Below are 15,199 nucleotides of genomic sequence, written 5' to 3' on the forward strand. Positions count from 1 at the left end.
CGGAAATCCGCAACATCAAAATTTGCAGCCCCCTGCGTGTGACGGCCATTACCAGTGATGCTGACGGCAGTAATTATGGCCGCCTGCTGGAGTGGGAGGACACCAACGGCAACAGCCGCAAATGGGCCATGCCGATGGAGCTGCTTGGCGGCAGCGGGGAAGAGCTGCGGCGCGTGCTGCTGGTTAACGGGCTTTCCTATATCAACATCAACGGGATGGCGCGTGCGCATCTGATGGAATATATCTCGCTGTGTAAACCTGACCGAAAAGTGACCTGCGTGAACAAAACCGGCTGGCACGGTGGCGTCTATGTGCTTCAGGACGAAGTGATAGGCCGCGACGCGCAGTCTGTGATTTTACAGACCAGCAGCGTGCAGGGTCGTGACTTCCGGGTGAACGGCACCGCAGACGAATGGCGCGAACAGATAAGCCGCTACTGCGTGGGGAACGCGCGGGTGGCTTTTGCCGTCAGCCTGGCTTTTGCCGCACCGCTGCTGCAACTGGTGGGCATGAGCGGAGGCGGCTATCACCTCAAGGGCGAATCCACGGACGGCAAAACCACCACCATGAAGGTGGCTGCTTCCGTCTGTGGGGGAACCGACTTCTGGCATACGTGGCGCGCCACCGGTAATGCGCTGGAAGGCACGGCCAGCCGCCGCAACGACGCCACGCTGATGCTTGACGAAATCCGTGAGGTGGACGGGCGGGAGGCCGGTAACATCGCCTATATGCTGGCGAACGGGCAGGGTAAGGCCCGCGCCAGAACAGACGGTTCTGTACGGGAAACCAACCGCTGGAACCTGCTGTTTCTGTCCACCGGCGAGCTGTCACTGGTTGAACACGCCGCAAATGCCGGAGAACGCACCTATGCCGGTGTTGAGGTCAGGATGATCCAGATCCCCAGCGATTCGGGCAGATTCGGCGTGTTTGAGGAGCTGCATGGCTTCAGCGGCGGCAAGGCGCTGGCAGAGCACCTTGAGCAGGCAGTGAAGCTGCATCACGGCGCGCCGTTCCGTGACTGGCTGCATCACCTGACGCAGGATTTACCGCAGGTGACCAGCGAGGCTAAGGCCATGCTGAAGGCGTTTACCCGCAGGCTGACGCCGCAGGATGCGGGGAATCAGGTCGGGCGTGCAGTCACGCGCTTTGCCCTGGTGGCAATGGCCGGGGAGCTTGCCACCCGCGCCGGTATCACCGGCTGGCCGGAGGGTGAGGCTTTCCGGGCCGCTGAGCGTTGTCTGGCCTCATGGATGGCTGACCGTGGCCATACCGCCAATCAGGAGGATAAGGCCGCACTGGAACAGGTGTGCGACTTCATGACCCGCAACCAGTTCAGCCGCTTTGCCGACTGGCATGACGAGCGCAACCGGCCTGTATCCATGATGGGGTTCCGTAAGGTGGAGAAGGGCGGTAATGACAGCGAGCCGGTAACCACCTTTTATGTGCTGCCGTCCGGCTGGAAGGAAATCTGCAAGGGTTTTGATGCCCGTAAGGTGGCGCGGCTGTGCGTGGCCGCCGGGTGGCTGGAGGCGGGCAGCGAAGGGCGTACACAGACCAACGTCCGCCTGCCAGAGATAGGGCTCAAGCGGGTGTATCAGTTTAACAGTCAGGTACTGGGGAGCGCGGACCCGGTTTAAATCGCGCGAGTCTTATTTATCTGAGGTAACACTGGTAACAGAGGTAACAGCCTGTGTTTATGCGGCGTGTGACCGTTACCAGTCAGAAAACATGAGTGGTAACACTGGTAACAGAAAACAGCCTGTTACCGCGTGTTACCACAGTAAATACCGCAGTGGTAACGGGATTTCTCTTTTAATATCAACGATGTTACCGGTGTTACCACTGTTACACGTCTCTGACAGAAAGCGCCATGTCGGGAGCCTTATTTCTGGCGGGCCTGTTTTTAAAGGAATAACCATGCGGATAATGAAAATGACCTGCCCGGTATGTCTGGCAGACGCAAAGATACGCAAGACTAACCGCAAACATCCCCAGCTGGCTGATGTGTACTGCCAGTGCAGTAATATGGAATGCGGGCACTCCTTTGTAATGAATGTCTCGTTCTCACACACCATCAGCCCCAGCGCGCTGAGCGGGCAGGGGCGGGTAAAGGAGCTGATTGACTCACTGGGAGAGCATGACCGCAAAAAGGCGCTGGCGTTGTTACAGGAGGCCGAAGAAAAGCATTAACAACAACTGCCGGGCATTCTGACGAACATGCCCGGCACCCTGTTTTGGGTGTCTGTTTTTTTCAGTTTCATCCTGAAAAAATCCTTTTATTATCAATCGCATGCAAAATATTATCTGCTTGAAATCCCAGTCTGCAGGTCACGCAAAGTTAAATTTAAACTGTAAAATCAGCGGGTTAACTCTCTGCCGCACAGCTTGGTAAAGAATCGAAAGTGAAAAACAGTGAAATTTCTTTCAACTTTTTCAGTCTGCTTTCTGGCTCGCCAGCCCGGCAGTGGCGCGGACTGGCGATACCGTCTGTAACAACTCGAAACTGAAAAAATTATGTGATCCAGAACCCGCAGGCGGGTGCGGTGTAGTGCGATTTTGGTCGTTTACACTTTTTTGTACCAGGCATGGATAAATATGAAATGGCGGTAAATACGGTTAGAAGGTGGGCTATCTGTGCAAGGTAAATCTGCGCGATCTAATCTTCAGTCTGTTGTATTTGAAGGAAAATACTGGTAAGGTTTTTTCAGCTCAAGCGTTTCGCTTTGAATGCTGCAACCAAGTTAATAATTTGCTAGCTTTTGCCCCCTAGGGGGCGTCTGGTTATCCAGACTCGATCCGAGGCCCCACCGCCGCCAACGACGGCTGGCGCCGTAGCTGTCGGGCATTACTTACGGTCGTAGAGAACAGAGGCTGTTGCTAGCAACTTTTGGTGTAGGCATCTCTGTTTTTCTGCACCCTTGATTATGGGGAGACCGTAAGTAACTTTGCCATGAGATATTAGCATGTCTTCTGATAGACCAATAAAAACAACTGAATCTGCGATTCCATCGTTGATAAAGCTTTCTCAGACTTTGGGTTTTTCCATCGAAGAACTTGAAGAGATCAGAGCTATCCCATTAGAAAAACGCTATGTAAAACTCGAAAAACCAAAAATAGATGGGACTATGAGAACGGTCTATAGACCTCATTTTAAATTAAAGAGATTGCAGCGAAGAATTAACTCTCGTATTTTTCGGCCTCTTGTGATTTGGCCTGTTTATTTATATGGTTCAGTGCCGTGTGATAATGACGATGAATCTATAAAAAGAGATTATATTACATGTGCTAGCCAGCATTGTGCCGCTAAATCAATTCTGAAAATTGATATTAAGGATTTTTTCGATAACATCCATCAAGATATCGTAAGAGATGTTTTTGATAAAGTTCTGAATATCAAAAACGATGCTTTAGATTATATAGTAGATGTTTGTTGTGCTGGTGATTTCATTGTGCAAGGTGCCTTAACATCTAGCTATATAGCGTCGTTATGTTTGCATGATGTCGAAGCTGGTATATATGCAAGAGCTAAGCGTAAAAAACTTGTCTATACACGTTTGGTTGATGATATAACAGTATCATCAAAAATCCATGATTTTGATTTCTCACAAATTAGAAAGCATATTGAAGATATGTTGGCTAAAAAAGATTTGCCGATAAATATAGAAAAGTCAGGTGTGTTTATTACCTCAACTAAGCCTCTTGTTGTTCATGGATTAAGAATAGATCATAGTAAACCTAGATTACCGTCAGATGAAGTAAAAAAAATACGAGCTTCTTTGCATAACTTAATTGCTAATGCATCAAAAAATAATAATAAAACAAGTTTGGCATATAGGATTGAATTCAACAGATGTATGGGGAGGATTAACAAATTAGGCCGAGTTGGACATGAAAAACATCTTGTTTTTATGTCTAAAATAAAATTAATACGGCCTATGCCATCATATAAAGATGTTGTTGATTGCAAAGGTAAGTTAGTAAAACTCGAGAAATTACATGCTAAAGGTTATAATACTAGTGATATTTACTTTCGTCGATATCAACTTGTTAGCCATCTCTTATCTTTGATAAACAGAAGTTCGTCTTTTTACGAAGTAGTGAAGGATTTACGTAAGCGACTGAACAGGATTAAGCCGAATGTCCAAAGATAATGGAATGAAATATTTTATTTTCTTTATAGCGATTATTTCTTTTGTTTTTATTTTTGTTTTATTTTTTTCATTAACCTCAACTATTATATCTCAGGATATGTATAAATTGGATCTGTGCATACAAAGTAAATGTATAGACCATTTTTCTGAAAAGATAAAAGGGGTGATTGCATTAGCTCAAGCTTTTGGATGGTTTATTGCCTTGGTTGCAACTATTGGTGGGGTGATTGTTGCTTTAAGAACTTATCGTTCAGGGATTGATAATAGTAATATAACAAATCATATAGCACATTTCTCTATGTTTAGAGATTTTGTAAATACAGAAATTGCAAAGCGAAAGAAAATATATCCTGATACAATAGACGTTTATGCTTGGTATAATGTGATTTTTCCTAGATCAAAGAAGGGAGATCTTAATTATAGCGCTGAATATTTGACTTTTCTCAATGGTATTAAATCTGTGATTGAGGAAGCTAATTATAATATATCATCGTTGAATGGTAATTATAAATACCAGACTCATCAGAGAAAAATAATTGATGCAACATCAAAAATAGGAATGAAAATAAATAATGGACCCAAGAATTTATTTGTCGAAATAGAGTGTGAAGTGTTAAGTCTAATCGACTCAGTTAATAGAACGTTTATCGACGGCTATCCTGTTCTTTGCATGTTAGAAAGGAAATATATTTAGATTAGTATATGGTCAGCATACCATTGAAGCATACTTGCCCTTTGTATAAGGTATTGAGCATGGTTGTATGTGCCTCGAATGGAGTTCTTATCAACATGCGCAAGTTGCATTTCAATCCAGGCGCTTTCAAAACCATGTTCATGCAAAATAGTACTCATGGTATGCCTGAAGCCGTGACCCGTTAACCGACCATGATAGCCAAGCAGCTTTATCACTTTGTTGATACTGGCTTCGCTCATTGGTTTCCTGACGTCGTTTCGCCCAGGGAAAACGAGGCTGTAATTCCCAGTTATTTCTTGCAGCTTTTTCAATATGCTGATCGCTTGAGTAGATAACGGAACCAGATGGGGGCGGCGTTTCTTCATCCGTTCTTTGGGGATCTCCCATAAGGCATTATCTAAATCAAACTCAGCCCATTCCGCTGCGCGTAGTTCAATTGTTCGCACGCCTGTTAGCATCAACAGCTGCGTGGCGTATTTGGTGACTAAACTGCCCTGATAGTTATCCAGAGCATTGACGAACTCGGGCAACTCGCTTTCAGTCAGGAACGGGAAGTGTTGAGTTTTAGGTCTGCTGAGTGCGATAGCCAGATCGGGAGCAAAATTGTATTTTGCCCTGCCAGTAGCAACGGCGTAACGCAGCACTTCGCCGCAACGGCGACGGATTTTGCTGGTCTGCTCAAGTGCCCCTCGTTTCTCAATTTTTTGCAGGACTGTTAATAGTTCTAGAGGTTCGATTTGTTCAATGGGACGCTGGCCGATATAGGGGAAAATATCCTTCTCAAGGCAACTCAGAACCTCTTTTGCGTACCCGTGCGACCATGTGGCCGTTTTTGACGAATGCCACTCTTTAGCGACAGCCTCAAAGCTGTTTTCATGGGCGAATTGCAGCGCGATTTTTTCTGCTTTGCGGGCTTCGCTGGGGTTAATACCCTTCGCCAGCATAGATCGGCATTCATCGCGCTTTTGCCGTGCTTCAGCGAGTGATACCTCACCATATACACCAAACGAAATCATCTTTGGTTTACCGGCGAAACGGTAACGAAAGCGCCAGCCCTTACTGCCAGTTGTATCTATAAGCAGTGACAACCCCATCCCGTCATTAAGGGTATAGGATTTTTCTTTAGGTTTGGCACGTTTAATTTGGAGGTCTGAGAGCAGCATGTGTATAGAAAAAAGATCGAACCGGGTTATACACAATCCTATACGCAAGTGCGTATAGATTCCATTAGAAAATATAGAACCCAGCTAGACGTGGTTTTTAGGGATTTTGTTTAATTCTTAATGAATTATGGAATTTGTTGGACTATTTGAGGTTTGGTAATGGCGTCCCCTGCAGGAATCGAACCTGCAACTAGCCCTTAGGAGGGGCTCGTTATATCCATTTAACTAAGGGGACGAGGCGGCGTCAGTATACCGATTTTTACACCGCCGTTAAGGGCTTAGCCGCCTGTTCGGTTAAACAATCGCCACCGTCAGCGTTTTTGTGAACCGCGCCCGGTTTCGTTTTCACGCGCTGCCTTTTCCTTTTTCAGGCGCGCTTTTTCTTCCGATTTCTTCTTATTGCTCATGTCGTTACGGATCTGCGCATGGCTTAACAGCGCGAAGATAAACGTACCGCCGATGATGTTGCCCGCAAGCGTCGGCAGGGCGAACGGCCAGAAGAATTCGCTCCAGTGAATGGTGCCGTTAAACACGAGATAGAGGATCTCGACGGTGCCGACCACGATATGCGTTGTGTTGCCGAGCGCGATAAGCCAGGTCATAAGGATAATCACCACGATCTTCGCAGCACCCGCAGACGGGAACATCCACACCATCGTCGCGATGATCCAGCCGGAGATAATCGCGTTCGCGAACATTTCCCCTGGCGTGTTGTGCATGACTTCCATGCCGATGGTCACAAACGCGTCGCGCGTTGCCTCGTCAAAAATCGGCATAAACTCAAACGCCAGCGCCGCGAGGCCGGTGCCGATGATATTACCGAGCAGCACCACGCCCCAGAGCCGCAGCAACAGCCGCATATTGGTGCCGGTCGGGTTCTGCATCACCGGCAGCACCGCCGTGACGGTATTCTCGGTAAAGAGCTGCTGGCGCGCCATGATGACGATGATAAAGCCAAAGGTGTAGCCGAGGCTTTCCAGCAAAAATCCGCCAGGAATGCCTTCCAGGTGGACGTGGAAAATACCTTTGGCCAGCAGCGACGCGCCCATCGACAGCCCGGCGGCGATGGCCGACCAGAACAGCGCCATCGCGTCGCGCTCCATCTCTTTCTCGCCGTCCTGGCGGATGTGCTCGTGGATGGCCATCGCGCGCGACGGCAGTTCCTCTTCATCCACTTCTATTTCTTCTCCGCTCTCTTTTTCTTCACTTTCGACTTCCAGCTCATCCGCCTCGCCGATTTTTTCCTCGCCAGGTTTGCTCATTATGTACTCCAGTCAAATAAGGGAATGCATTAAGCGTAGCGCGTCGGCGGGTATTATCAGGAAAAACAGATAATTCCCCTGCGTGATGAATATTTTGCGAGGCATCGCGCAGGGTTTCGCCGCCTGCACAGTCCGCGGGGTGGCCGCGCCATTGCCCTGTGGTACTATTCCCGACTCGCCTGAAAGGAGCTGTCCCATGTTAGAAGCCCGGAATCTTGCCTGCCTGCGCGACGAGCGGTTGCTATTTCGCGCGCTCTCGTTTCGCGTGTCGCGGGGCGAGATTGTGCACCTGACCGGCGCGAATGGGGCCGGGAAAACCTCGCTGTTGCGCCTGCTGATCGGGCTGGCGCGCCCGGAAGAGGGCGAGGTGTACTGGCGCGGCGAACCGCTGGCGCATCAGCGCTCTGCCTTTCATCAGGAATTGCTGTGGCTCGGCCATCTGCCGGGTATCAAAGCGGCGCTTACCGCCGATGAAAATCTCGCGTTTTATCACCCACTGACCCGGCGCGAGACGCGCTGGCAGGCGCTTGCCGCCATCGGGCTTGGCGGGTATGAAGATCTCCCGGTTGAACAACTCTCAGCAGGCCAGCAGCGCCGCGTAGCGCTGGCAAGATTGTGGCTTAGCGAAGCATCACTGTGGGTACTGGATGAACCGTTGACGGCGCTTGATGCCGCAGGCGTGGCGACGCTGACGAGGCGTCTTGAGGCGCACGCGGCACGCGGCGGCACGGTGATAGTCACCACTCACCAACCGCTGGCGCTTACTGGTGCCCACCGCACATTAACCCTGACGCCGGAGCCCGCCGCATGATGGGCCGCATTATCCGCCGCGAGCTGCGTCTCGCCGCGCGTCACCAGGCTGAGCTCCTCAACCCGCTGTGGTTTTTTCTGGTGGTGATTGTCCTGTTCGCGCTTGGCGCAGGCCCGGAGCCGCAGCTGCTCGCGCGCATCGCGCCAGGCGTGGTGTGGGTGGCGGCGCTGCTCGCCTCGCTGCTGGCGATGGACCGGCTGTTTCGCGACGACGCGCGCGACGGCGCGCTCGAACAGCTCATGCTGGTGCCAACGCCGCTGCCTGTGGTGGTTATCGCGAAAGTGACCGCTCACTGGGTGGCGACCGGGCTGCCGCTGGTCGTGCTCTCGCCGCTGGCGGCGCTGCTGATGGGACTGAACGGCCATGCGACGCTGACGCTAATGCTGACGCTGTTGCTTGGCACGCCGACGCTGAGCTTTCTCGGCGCGCTGGGCGCGGCGCTGACGGCCGGGCTGCGCCGCGGCGGCATCCTGTTGAGCCTGATTATTTTGCCGCTTGCGATCCCGCTGCTGATTTTCTCCACCGCCGCGGTGGATGCCGCCGTGATGCAGTTGCCGGTCGGCGGGTTTTTCGCGCTCTCCGGCGCGTTTTTAACAGCAAGCGTCACGCTAATGCCGTTCGCGACGGCGGCGGCGCTGCGTATCACTATTCAGTAGGCCCGGTTTCGCGGGCGATAATTTTATGTGAGCAATAGCATGTGGAAATTCTTACACCCCTGGGCGCGGCCTGAACGGCTTTACGGCCTCTGCCAGCGGCTCACGCCGTGGTTCGCGTGGCCGGGCGCCGTGATGCTCGCGACGGGCTGTATCTGGGGTTTTGTTTTTGCGCCGCCCGATTACCAGCAGGGAGACAGCTACCGCATCATGTATCTGCACGTTCCGGCGGCGATGGGCTCGATGGGCATTTACGCCTCAATGGCGGTCGCGGCGTTTATCGGGCTGGTGTGGCAGAACCGGGCGGCCGACCTGGCCGTGATGGCGATGGCCCCGGTGGGCGCGGTCTACACCTTTATCGCGCTGACAACCGGCTCCGCCTGGGGGAAACCGATGTGGGGCACCTGGTGGATCTGGGATGCGCGGCTCACTTCCGAGCTGGTGCTGCTGTTTTTATACGCGGGCGTCATCGCGCTCTGGCACGCCTTTGACGACCGCCGCCTCGCGGGCCGCGCCGCGGGCATACTGGTGCTGGTGGGCGTGGTGAATCTGCCCATCATCCACTACTCGGTGGAGTGGTGGAACACGCTGCATCAGGGCTCCACCAATATGCAGCAGAGCATCGACCCGAGCATGCGCGCGCCGCTGCGCTGGAATATCGCCGGTTTTCTGTGCCTGTTTATGACGCTCACGCTGATGCGCCTCGGCAACCTGTTGTTGCTTCAGGAGCGCCATCGCCCGTGGGTGGCCGCGGTGCTGGAGAAAAAATCATGACCGCCGCGTTAACCACATTTTTCCTGATGGGCGGCTACGCCTTTTACGTCTGGCTGGCGGTGGCGATGACGGTGATTCCGCTGGCACTGCTGATAGCGCATACGCGTCTGGCGCGCCATGCGCTGCGCCGGGATATCGCGAAACGTCAGGCGCGCGAGCGTCGACGTCAGGGCGCGGGGGTGTCGCGATGAACCCGCGTCGTAAAACGCGCCTGTGGGTCGCGCTTACGGTGCTGGCGGGCCTCGGGCTGACGATGGCGCTGGTGCTCTACGCGCTGCGCGCCAATATCGATCTCTTCTATACGCCGGGTGAAATTCTCTACGGCAAAGGTGCCGCGCAGGAGAAACCAGAACCGGGCCAGCGGCTGCGCGTCGGCGGCATGGTGATGCCAGGGAGCGTGAAGCGCGACAGCCGGAGCCTGAAGGTGAGCTTTCGTCTCTATGACGCACGCGGTGTGGTCGATGTGGATTACGACGGCATTCTGCCCGATCTGTTTCGTGAAGGGCAGGGCGTGGTGGCGCAGGGCGTGCTGGGCGACGATCAGCGTATTCACGCCCGCGAAGTGCTGGCGAAGCATGACGAAAATTACACGCCACCGGAGGTGAAAGCGGCGATGGATGCCAACCACACGCGTCCGCCGCAGGCGTATAAGGACAACCGCCCATGATGCCGGAAATCGGGAATTTCTTGCTGTGCCTCGCCGCAGGTCTCGCGCTGCTGCTCACGCTCTGGCCGCAGTGGGGCGCGATGCGTCAGGCACCGCGGCTGATGGCGCTGGCGCGCCCGCTCGCCTGCGCGCTTTTCGCCTGCCTGATAAGCGCGTTTCTTATCCTCGTGCATGCCTTTGTGGTGAACGATTTCACGGTGCTCTATGTGGCGAGTAACTCCAACACCGAGCTCCCGGTCTGGTATCGCGTGGCCGCGACCTGGGGCGCGCACGAAGGCTCACTATTGCTTTGGGTGCTGCTGATGGGCGCGTGGACGCTGGCGGTCGCGATGTTCAGCCGCGCCATGCCGCAGGAGGCGATCGCCCGCGTGCTGTCGGTGATGGGCGGGATTAATTTCTGCTTCCTGCTGTTTATTCTGCTGACCTCAAACCCCTTCACGCGCACACTGCCGGAATACCCGATTGAAGGGCGCGATCTCAACCCGCTGCTGCAGGATATCGGGCTGATTTTCCATCCGCCGCTGCTGTATATGGGGTATGTCGGGTTTTCGGTCGCGTTCGCCTTTGCGGTGGCGTCGCTTTTAACCGGGCGGCTCGACACCGCCTGGGCGCGCTGGTCGCGCCCCTGGACGCAGGCGGCGTGGATGTTTCTGACCATCGGCATTGTGCTTGGCTCCGCCTGGGCCTATTACGAACTCGGCTGGGGCGGCTGGTGGTTCTGGGACCCGGTCGAAAACGCCTCGCTGATGCCGTGGCTCGCGGGCACCGCGCTGATGCACTCGCTGGCGGTGACGGAAAAGCGCGGCAGCTTCCGCGCCTGGACAGTGCTGCTCGCCATCACCGCGTTTTCGCTCTGTCTGCTCGGCACGTTCCTGGTGCGCTCCGGCGTGCTGGTCTCCGTGCACGCGTTCGCCTCCGATCCGGCGCGCGGCATGTTTATTCTGGCGCTGCTGGTGATTGTCATCGGCGGTTCGCTGCTGCTCTATGCCGTGAAAGGCGGCAGCGTCAGGGCGCGGGTGGGCAATGCGCTCTGGTCGCGTGAAAGTTTTCTGCTCGGCAACAATATTCTGCTTATCACCGCCATGCTGGTGGTGCTGCTCGGCACGCTGCTGCCGCTGGTGCATAAGGCGCTGGGGCTGGGGTCGATTTCCGTCGGCGCGCCGTTTTTCAATGTGCTGTTCAGCGCGCTGATAGTGCCGTTCGCGCTGCTGCTCGGCGTCGGGCCGCTGGTGCGCTGGCGGCGCGATGAGCCGCAAAAGCTGCGCCGTCGCCTGCTGGTGGCGCTGGTCGTTACGCTCGCGACCTCGCTGATGCTGCCCTGGCTTTTGCAGGACAGCATTAACGCGATGACGGTCGCCGGGCTGATTATGGCGGTCTGGGTGCTGGTGTTAACGCTGATGGAGCTGCTTGAGCGCGCCACGCACCGCCACGGCCTGTGGCGCGGGCTGGGGAAATTAAGCCGCAGCCAGTGGGGCATGACGCTCGGGCACGTGGGGCTTGCGGTAACGGTTATCGGGATCGCGTTCAGCCAGAACTACAGCGTGGAGCGCGATGTGCGCATGACGGCGGGCGACAGCGTTGATATTCATCATTACCGTTTTGTGTTTCGCGAAGTGCGCGACGCGCAGGGGCCAAACTGGCGCGGTGCGGTCGGGATTATCGATGTGCTGCGCGACGGTAAACCCGAGGCGACGCTGCGCGCCGAAAAACGCGCCTATAACAGCAACCGCGTGGTGATGACCGAAGCCGCCATCGACGGCGGGCTGACGCGCGATCTCTACGCGGCGCTCGGTGAAGAACTCGATGACGGTAGCTGGGCGGTGCGGCTCTATTACAAACCGTTTGTCCGCTGGATCTGGTACGGCGGGCTGCTGATGGCGTTCGGCGGGCTGCTTTGTCTGCTCGACCCGCGTTACCGGTTGAGAAAAATTCAGGAGGCCGCATGAGACGCCGTATTTTACTTCTCCCGCTGGCGCTGTTTCTGCTGCTCGCCGCCGTGCTGTTCTGGCAGCTGACGCGCAACGCGGCGGGGGACGATCCGTCTCAGCTCGAATCCACGCTGGTGGGCAAACCGCTACCCGCGTTCCGGCTCGCCGCGCTTGATGACCCGAACGTGACCTACGATCGCGCCGCTCTCCTGAACGGCAAACCGCTGCTGCTTAACGTCTGGGCGACCTGGTGCCCGACGTGCCGCGCCGAACATCAGTTTCTCAACGGCCTGGCCGCAAAGGGCGTGCGGATCGTCGGGCTTAACTATAAAGACGATCGCGCTAAAGCCGTGGCCTGGCTCAATACGCTCGGCAACCCTTACGCGCTGAGCCTGTTTGACGGCAGCGGGATGCTGGGGCTGGATCTGGGCGTTTATGGCGCGCCGGAGACGTTTGTTATCGACGGGCGCGGCGTGATTCGCTATCGCCACGCGGGCGATCTGAATGACGAGGTGTGGCGTCAGGACGTCAAACCGCTGTGGGATGCGCTGAATCAGGAGGTCGAGCCGTGAAATGTTTGTTAAGCCTGCTGGCTGGCCTGCTGCTGGCGTGTCATGTTTCTGCCGCCATCGAGGCGTACCCTTTTCAGAACGAGGCGCAGGAGCAGCAGTTCCGCGAGCTGACCAGCGCGCTGCGCTGCCCGAAATGCCAGAACAACAGCATCGCTGATTCCGGTTCGATGATCGCGGCCGATATGCGCCAGAAAGTCTATGAGCTGATGCAGCAGGGGCAGAGCCGCGAGCAGATTGTGGCGTATATGGTGGCGCGCTACGGAAATTTCGTGACCTACGATCCGCCCGTTACGCCCGGCACGATACTGCTCTGGCTGCTGCCCGCGCTCTTTGCGGCAGGCGGCGTTGCCGTGCTGGTGATCCGCGCGCGTCGCATCCGACGGGAGCCGCTCGCGCTTGACGAAGACGAACAGGAGCGGCTGCGCGCGCTACTGAATGAAGAAGGAAAACGCCCGTGAGCGCGTTAATTATGGTTATCGTCGTCCTGCTGGTGGGCGTTGCGGCGCTGGTCTTCTGGCCGTGGCGCGAGCGGGGCGCGGTCAGCCGCGATGCGCTGAACCGCACACTCTATTACTCGCGCCTGCGGGAGCTTGACGAGGAGCCGCCCGAGGCTCGTCAGGCGCTGGTGGTGGAATTACAATACAGCCTGCTGGCGGATATTCCCGAGCCGCGCGGGCAGAAAACGAGTCACAGGGGTAATGGTGTGTTGCTGGCGGGCGTGCTGCTGGTCGTGGCGGTGAGCGGCGGGCTGTTCATGGCGACGCATAGCCTTAAACAGGTGAATGACTGGCAGGCGGCGGTGCGCGAGACACCCTCACTGGTGGCGCGCGTGATGGATCCGCACGCAACACCGCTCACGGTGGAGGAGCTGACGCGCCTCGGGCTTGGGCTGCGCACGCGTTTGCAGGACGACCCGCATAATGGCGCGGGCTGGGCGATGCTCGGGCGCATCGGTATGGTGCTCAATAATGCTGATACCGCTACAGAAGCGTTTAAACGCGCCTGGCAGCTCAATTCGCAAAGCATCGAAGCGCGGCTCGACTATGCTGAAGTGCTGGCGCGCTCGCCGCAGCCGGACGATAACCGCCTCGGCGAGCAAATGCTAAAAGACGTCTCGGCGCAGGCACCTGATAATCTGCGCGCGCAGGGGCTGCTTGCCTTCAGCGCGTTTCGCCAGCAGCGCTATACGGAGGCGATTGCCATCTGGCAGTCGATGCTGACGCGCCTGCCGCCGGGCGATGCGCGCCGTGCGGCGGTCGTGCGCGGCATTGCGCAGGCGCGCGTGGACAGCGGCATGGACAACGCGAGACTGGCTGTTAAAATCACGCTCTCACCCGTTTCGAAAAAAGCCTTGCCGGATAAAGGGATACTCTTTATCAGCGTGACGGATGGCGCATCAAACGTACCGGTGTTGGTGAAAAAATTGCCGCTGGGTCATTTTCCGCTGACAATTACGCTTGATGACGCTGACGCGATGCTCCCGGACAGGGGGCTTGAACACGTCACGCAGGGCATTGTGAAGGTGCATATTTCCCGGGACGGCAACGCGGCCGTACAACCCGGAGACTGGACAGGCGAGCGCCGCTTCACCACGCTCAACCCGGCAGCGCCGGTGGACGTCCTGGTCGCACCTTCGCCATCAGGAGCGGGTTAGTTACCATTTACAGGGAGACTGCTATGAACTTTCGCCTTACCGGGCTTGCGCTGGCGGCCACGCTTTTAGTGGGCTGCGCCAGTTCGTCAGAGCCGCAGCAAGGGCGTTCCGACCCCTTTGAAGGGTTCAACCGCACCATGTTTACTTTTAACTATGACGTGGTGGACCCTTATGTGCTGCGCCCGGTGGCTGTCGCCTGGCGCGACTACGTGCCACAACCGGCGCGCAACGGGCTGGGCAACTTCACCAGCAACCTTGAAGAACCCGCCTCAATGCTTAATAAATTTCTGCAGGGCGACCCCTACCAGGGGATGGTGCACTTTACCCGTTTCTTCCTGAACACCCTGCTGGGGATGGGCGGTTTCATCGACGTGGCCGGTATGGCGAACCCGAAACTGCAGCGCGAAGAGCCGCACCGTTTCGGCAGCACGCTCGGCACCTATGGCGTCGGTTACGGGCCGTATGTGCAGTTGCCGTTCTATGGCAGCTTCACGCTGCGTGAAGATGTCGGCGATATGGCGGACACCACTTATCCGGTGCTCTCCTGGCTGACCTGGCCGCTGTCGCTCGGCAAATGGGCGGTGGAAGGCGTGGAGACCCGCGCGCAACTGCTCGATTCCGACGGCCTGCTGCGCCAGTCTTCCGATCCTTACATTCTGGTGCGTGAGGCCTATTTCCAGCGTCACGACTTTATCGCCAACGGCGGTAAGCTTAAGCCAAATGAAAACCCGAACGCGCAGGCGATCGAAGGCGATCTCAAGGATATCGATTCGGAATAAAACGCCGGATGCGATCATTCTTAAGGTAAATAAAAAAAGCGGGCCGAGGCTCGCTTTTTTATTTCCGAACGATAAGGCGCAATAAAAAAGG

At 55.7% G+C, this 15,199-nt stretch carries 16 protein-coding genes and 1 tRNA gene; 14 read left to right on the top strand and 3 right to left on the bottom strand.

Going from position 1 to position 15,199, the window contains the following annotated elements:
- The 4 genes from G6041_RS01035 to G6041_RS01050 form a co-directional block, all read left to right on the top strand.
- Nucleotides 1-1,637, top strand: a 1,637-nt coding sequence (locus G6041_RS01035) for a DUF927 domain-containing protein (protein ID WP_166498053.1), incomplete at its 5' end; no start/stop codon positions are given.
- 280 nt (nt 1,638-1,917) lie between these two features.
- Nucleotides 1,918-2,190 carry an ogr/Delta-like zinc finger family protein gene (locus G6041_RS01040; protein WP_012125597.1) on the top strand — a complete coding sequence of 91 codons (273 nt, stop codon included), beginning with the start codon at nt 1,918-1,920 and terminating at the stop codon, nt 2,188-2,190.
- 773 nt (nt 2,191-2,963) lie between these two features.
- Nucleotides 2,964-4,151 carry a reverse transcriptase family protein gene (locus G6041_RS01045; protein WP_085371741.1) on the top strand — a complete coding sequence of 396 codons (1,188 nt, stop codon included), beginning with the start codon at nt 2,964-2,966 and terminating at the stop codon, nt 4,149-4,151.
- On the top strand, nt 4,138-4,845 hold the full coding sequence (locus G6041_RS01050; RefSeq protein ID WP_085371742.1) for a retron Ec48 family effector membrane protein: 708 nt from the start codon (nt 4,138-4,140) through the stop codon (nt 4,843-4,845). The genes G6041_RS01045 and G6041_RS01050 overlap by 14 nt, the downstream gene beginning before the upstream one ends.
- On the opposite strand, the gene G6041_RS01055 is transcribed toward G6041_RS01050, so the two are convergent.
- The 3 genes from G6041_RS01055 to G6041_RS01065 all read right to left on the bottom strand — a co-directional run bounded on the left by G6041_RS01055 (nt 4,842) and on the right by G6041_RS01065 (nt 7,270).
- Nucleotides 4,842-6,008 carry a tyrosine-type recombinase/integrase gene (locus G6041_RS01055; protein ID WP_085371743.1) on the bottom strand — a complete coding sequence of 389 codons (1,167 nt, stop codon included), beginning with the start codon at nt 6,006-6,008 and terminating at the stop codon, nt 4,842-4,844. The genes G6041_RS01050 and G6041_RS01055 overlap by 4 nt on opposite strands.
- A gap of 160 nt (nt 6,009-6,168) precedes the next feature.
- Nucleotides 6,169-6,243: transfer RNA gene (locus G6041_RS01060), tRNA-Arg, on the bottom strand.
- Nucleotides 6,244-6,319: 76 nt separating this feature from the next.
- Entirely contained in the window at nt 6,320-7,270 is a 951-nt protein-coding gene (locus G6041_RS01065) for a formate/nitrite transporter family protein (RefSeq protein ID WP_012124120.1), read from the bottom strand.
- A gap of 196 nt (nt 7,271-7,466) precedes the next feature.
- Here G6041_RS01065 and ccmA point away from each other — a divergent pair, with 196 nt between their 5' ends.
- Genes ccmA through mlaA form a run of 10 tightly spaced genes read left to right on the top strand, consistent with a single transcriptional unit; the run spans nt 7,467 to nt 15,108 of the window.
- Nucleotides 7,467-8,081 carry a cytochrome c biogenesis heme-transporting ATPase CcmA gene (gene ccmA / locus G6041_RS01070; protein ID WP_012124122.1) on the top strand — a complete coding sequence of 205 codons (615 nt, stop codon included), beginning with the start codon at nt 7,467-7,469 and terminating at the stop codon, nt 8,079-8,081.
- Entirely contained in the window at nt 8,078-8,737 is a 660-nt protein-coding gene (ccmB, locus tag G6041_RS01075; protein ID WP_012124123.1) for a heme exporter protein CcmB, read from the top strand. The genes ccmA and ccmB overlap by 4 nt, the downstream gene beginning before the upstream one ends.
- A gap of 39 nt (nt 8,738-8,776) precedes the next feature.
- Entirely contained in the window at nt 8,777-9,508 is a 732-nt protein-coding gene (locus G6041_RS01080; protein WP_012124124.1) for a heme ABC transporter permease, read from the top strand.
- Nucleotides 9,505-9,699 (top strand): heme exporter protein CcmD, encoded by a 195-nt coding sequence (gene ccmD, locus G6041_RS01085; protein WP_012124125.1) that lies wholly within the window; start codon nt 9,505-9,507, stop codon nt 9,697-9,699. The genes G6041_RS01080 and ccmD overlap by 4 nt, the downstream gene beginning before the upstream one ends.
- Nucleotides 9,696-10,175, top strand: coding sequence for a cytochrome c maturation protein CcmE (gene ccmE / locus G6041_RS01090; RefSeq protein ID WP_012124126.1), 480 nt, complete (start codon nt 9,696-9,698; stop codon nt 10,173-10,175). Before ccmD ends, ccmE begins: the two co-directional genes overlap by 4 nt.
- A complete protein-coding gene (locus tag G6041_RS01095; RefSeq protein WP_012124127.1) occupies nt 10,172-12,121 on the top strand; it encodes a heme lyase CcmF/NrfE family subunit in 1,950 nt (649 codons plus the stop codon). Before ccmE ends, G6041_RS01095 begins: the two co-directional genes overlap by 4 nt.
- The gene (locus G6041_RS01100; protein ID WP_012124128.1) at nt 12,118-12,675 is read left to right on the top strand and encodes a DsbE family thiol:disulfide interchange protein; all 558 of its coding nucleotides are present in this window, start codon (nt 12,118-12,120) and stop codon (nt 12,673-12,675) included. Before G6041_RS01095 ends, G6041_RS01100 begins: the two co-directional genes overlap by 4 nt.
- Entirely contained in the window at nt 12,672-13,133 is a 462-nt protein-coding gene (locus G6041_RS01105) for a cytochrome c-type biogenesis protein (protein WP_012124129.1), read from the top strand. Before G6041_RS01100 ends, G6041_RS01105 begins: the two co-directional genes overlap by 4 nt.
- Nucleotides 13,130-14,329: a c-type cytochrome biogenesis protein CcmI gene (gene ccmI, locus G6041_RS01110; protein ID WP_012124130.1), complete on the top strand. Its 1,200-nt coding sequence runs from the start codon at nt 13,130-13,132 to the stop codon at nt 14,327-14,329. The genes G6041_RS01105 and ccmI overlap by 4 nt, the downstream gene beginning before the upstream one ends.
- Before the next feature lie 23 nt (nt 14,330-14,352).
- On the top strand, nt 14,353-15,108 hold the full coding sequence (mlaA, locus tag G6041_RS01115; protein ID WP_004387036.1) for a phospholipid-binding lipoprotein MlaA: 756 nt from the start codon (nt 14,353-14,355) through the stop codon (nt 15,106-15,108).
- Nucleotides 15,109-15,199: the final 91 nt, after the last annotated feature.

This window comes from Cronobacter sp. HA18003 (assembly GCF_011605905.1).
GTDB lineage: Bacteria > Pseudomonadota > Gammaproteobacteria > Enterobacterales > Enterobacteriaceae > Cronobacter > Cronobacter sakazakii.

What these genes read in the sequence shown, in the direction of transcription:
- G6041_RS01040 (WP_012125597.1), top strand. Translation starts at nt 1,918, where the DNA reads ATGCGGATAATGAAAATGACCTGCCCGGTATGTCTGGCAGACGCAAAG.
- G6041_RS01045 (WP_085371741.1), top strand. Translation starts at nt 2,964, where the DNA reads ATGTCTTCTGATAGACCAATAAAAACAACTGAATCTGCGATTCCATCG.
- G6041_RS01050 (WP_085371742.1), top strand. Translation starts at nt 4,138, where the DNA reads ATGTCCAAAGATAATGGAATGAAATATTTTATTTTCTTTATAGCGATT.
- G6041_RS01055 (WP_085371743.1), bottom strand. Translation starts at nt 6,008, where the DNA reads ATGCTGCTCTCAGACCTCCAAATTAAACGTGCCAAACCTAAAGAAAAA.
- G6041_RS01065 (WP_012124120.1), bottom strand. Translation starts at nt 7,270, where the DNA reads ATGAGCAAACCTGGCGAGGAAAAAATCGGCGAGGCGGATGAGCTGGAA.
- ccmA (WP_012124122.1), top strand. Translation starts at nt 7,467, where the DNA reads ATGTTAGAAGCCCGGAATCTTGCCTGCCTGCGCGACGAGCGGTTGCTA.
- ccmB (WP_012124123.1), top strand. Translation starts at nt 8,078, where the DNA reads ATGATGGGCCGCATTATCCGCCGCGAGCTGCGTCTCGCCGCGCGTCAC.
- G6041_RS01080 (WP_012124124.1), top strand. Translation starts at nt 8,777, where the DNA reads ATGTGGAAATTCTTACACCCCTGGGCGCGGCCTGAACGGCTTTACGGC.
- ccmD (WP_012124125.1), top strand. Translation starts at nt 9,505, where the DNA reads ATGACCGCCGCGTTAACCACATTTTTCCTGATGGGCGGCTACGCCTTT.
- ccmE (WP_012124126.1), top strand. Translation starts at nt 9,696, where the DNA reads ATGAACCCGCGTCGTAAAACGCGCCTGTGGGTCGCGCTTACGGTGCTG.
- G6041_RS01095 (WP_012124127.1), top strand. Translation starts at nt 10,172, where the DNA reads ATGATGCCGGAAATCGGGAATTTCTTGCTGTGCCTCGCCGCAGGTCTC.
- G6041_RS01100 (WP_012124128.1), top strand. Translation starts at nt 12,118, where the DNA reads ATGAGACGCCGTATTTTACTTCTCCCGCTGGCGCTGTTTCTGCTGCTC.
- mlaA (WP_004387036.1), top strand. Translation starts at nt 14,353, where the DNA reads ATGAACTTTCGCCTTACCGGGCTTGCGCTGGCGGCCACGCTTTTAGTG.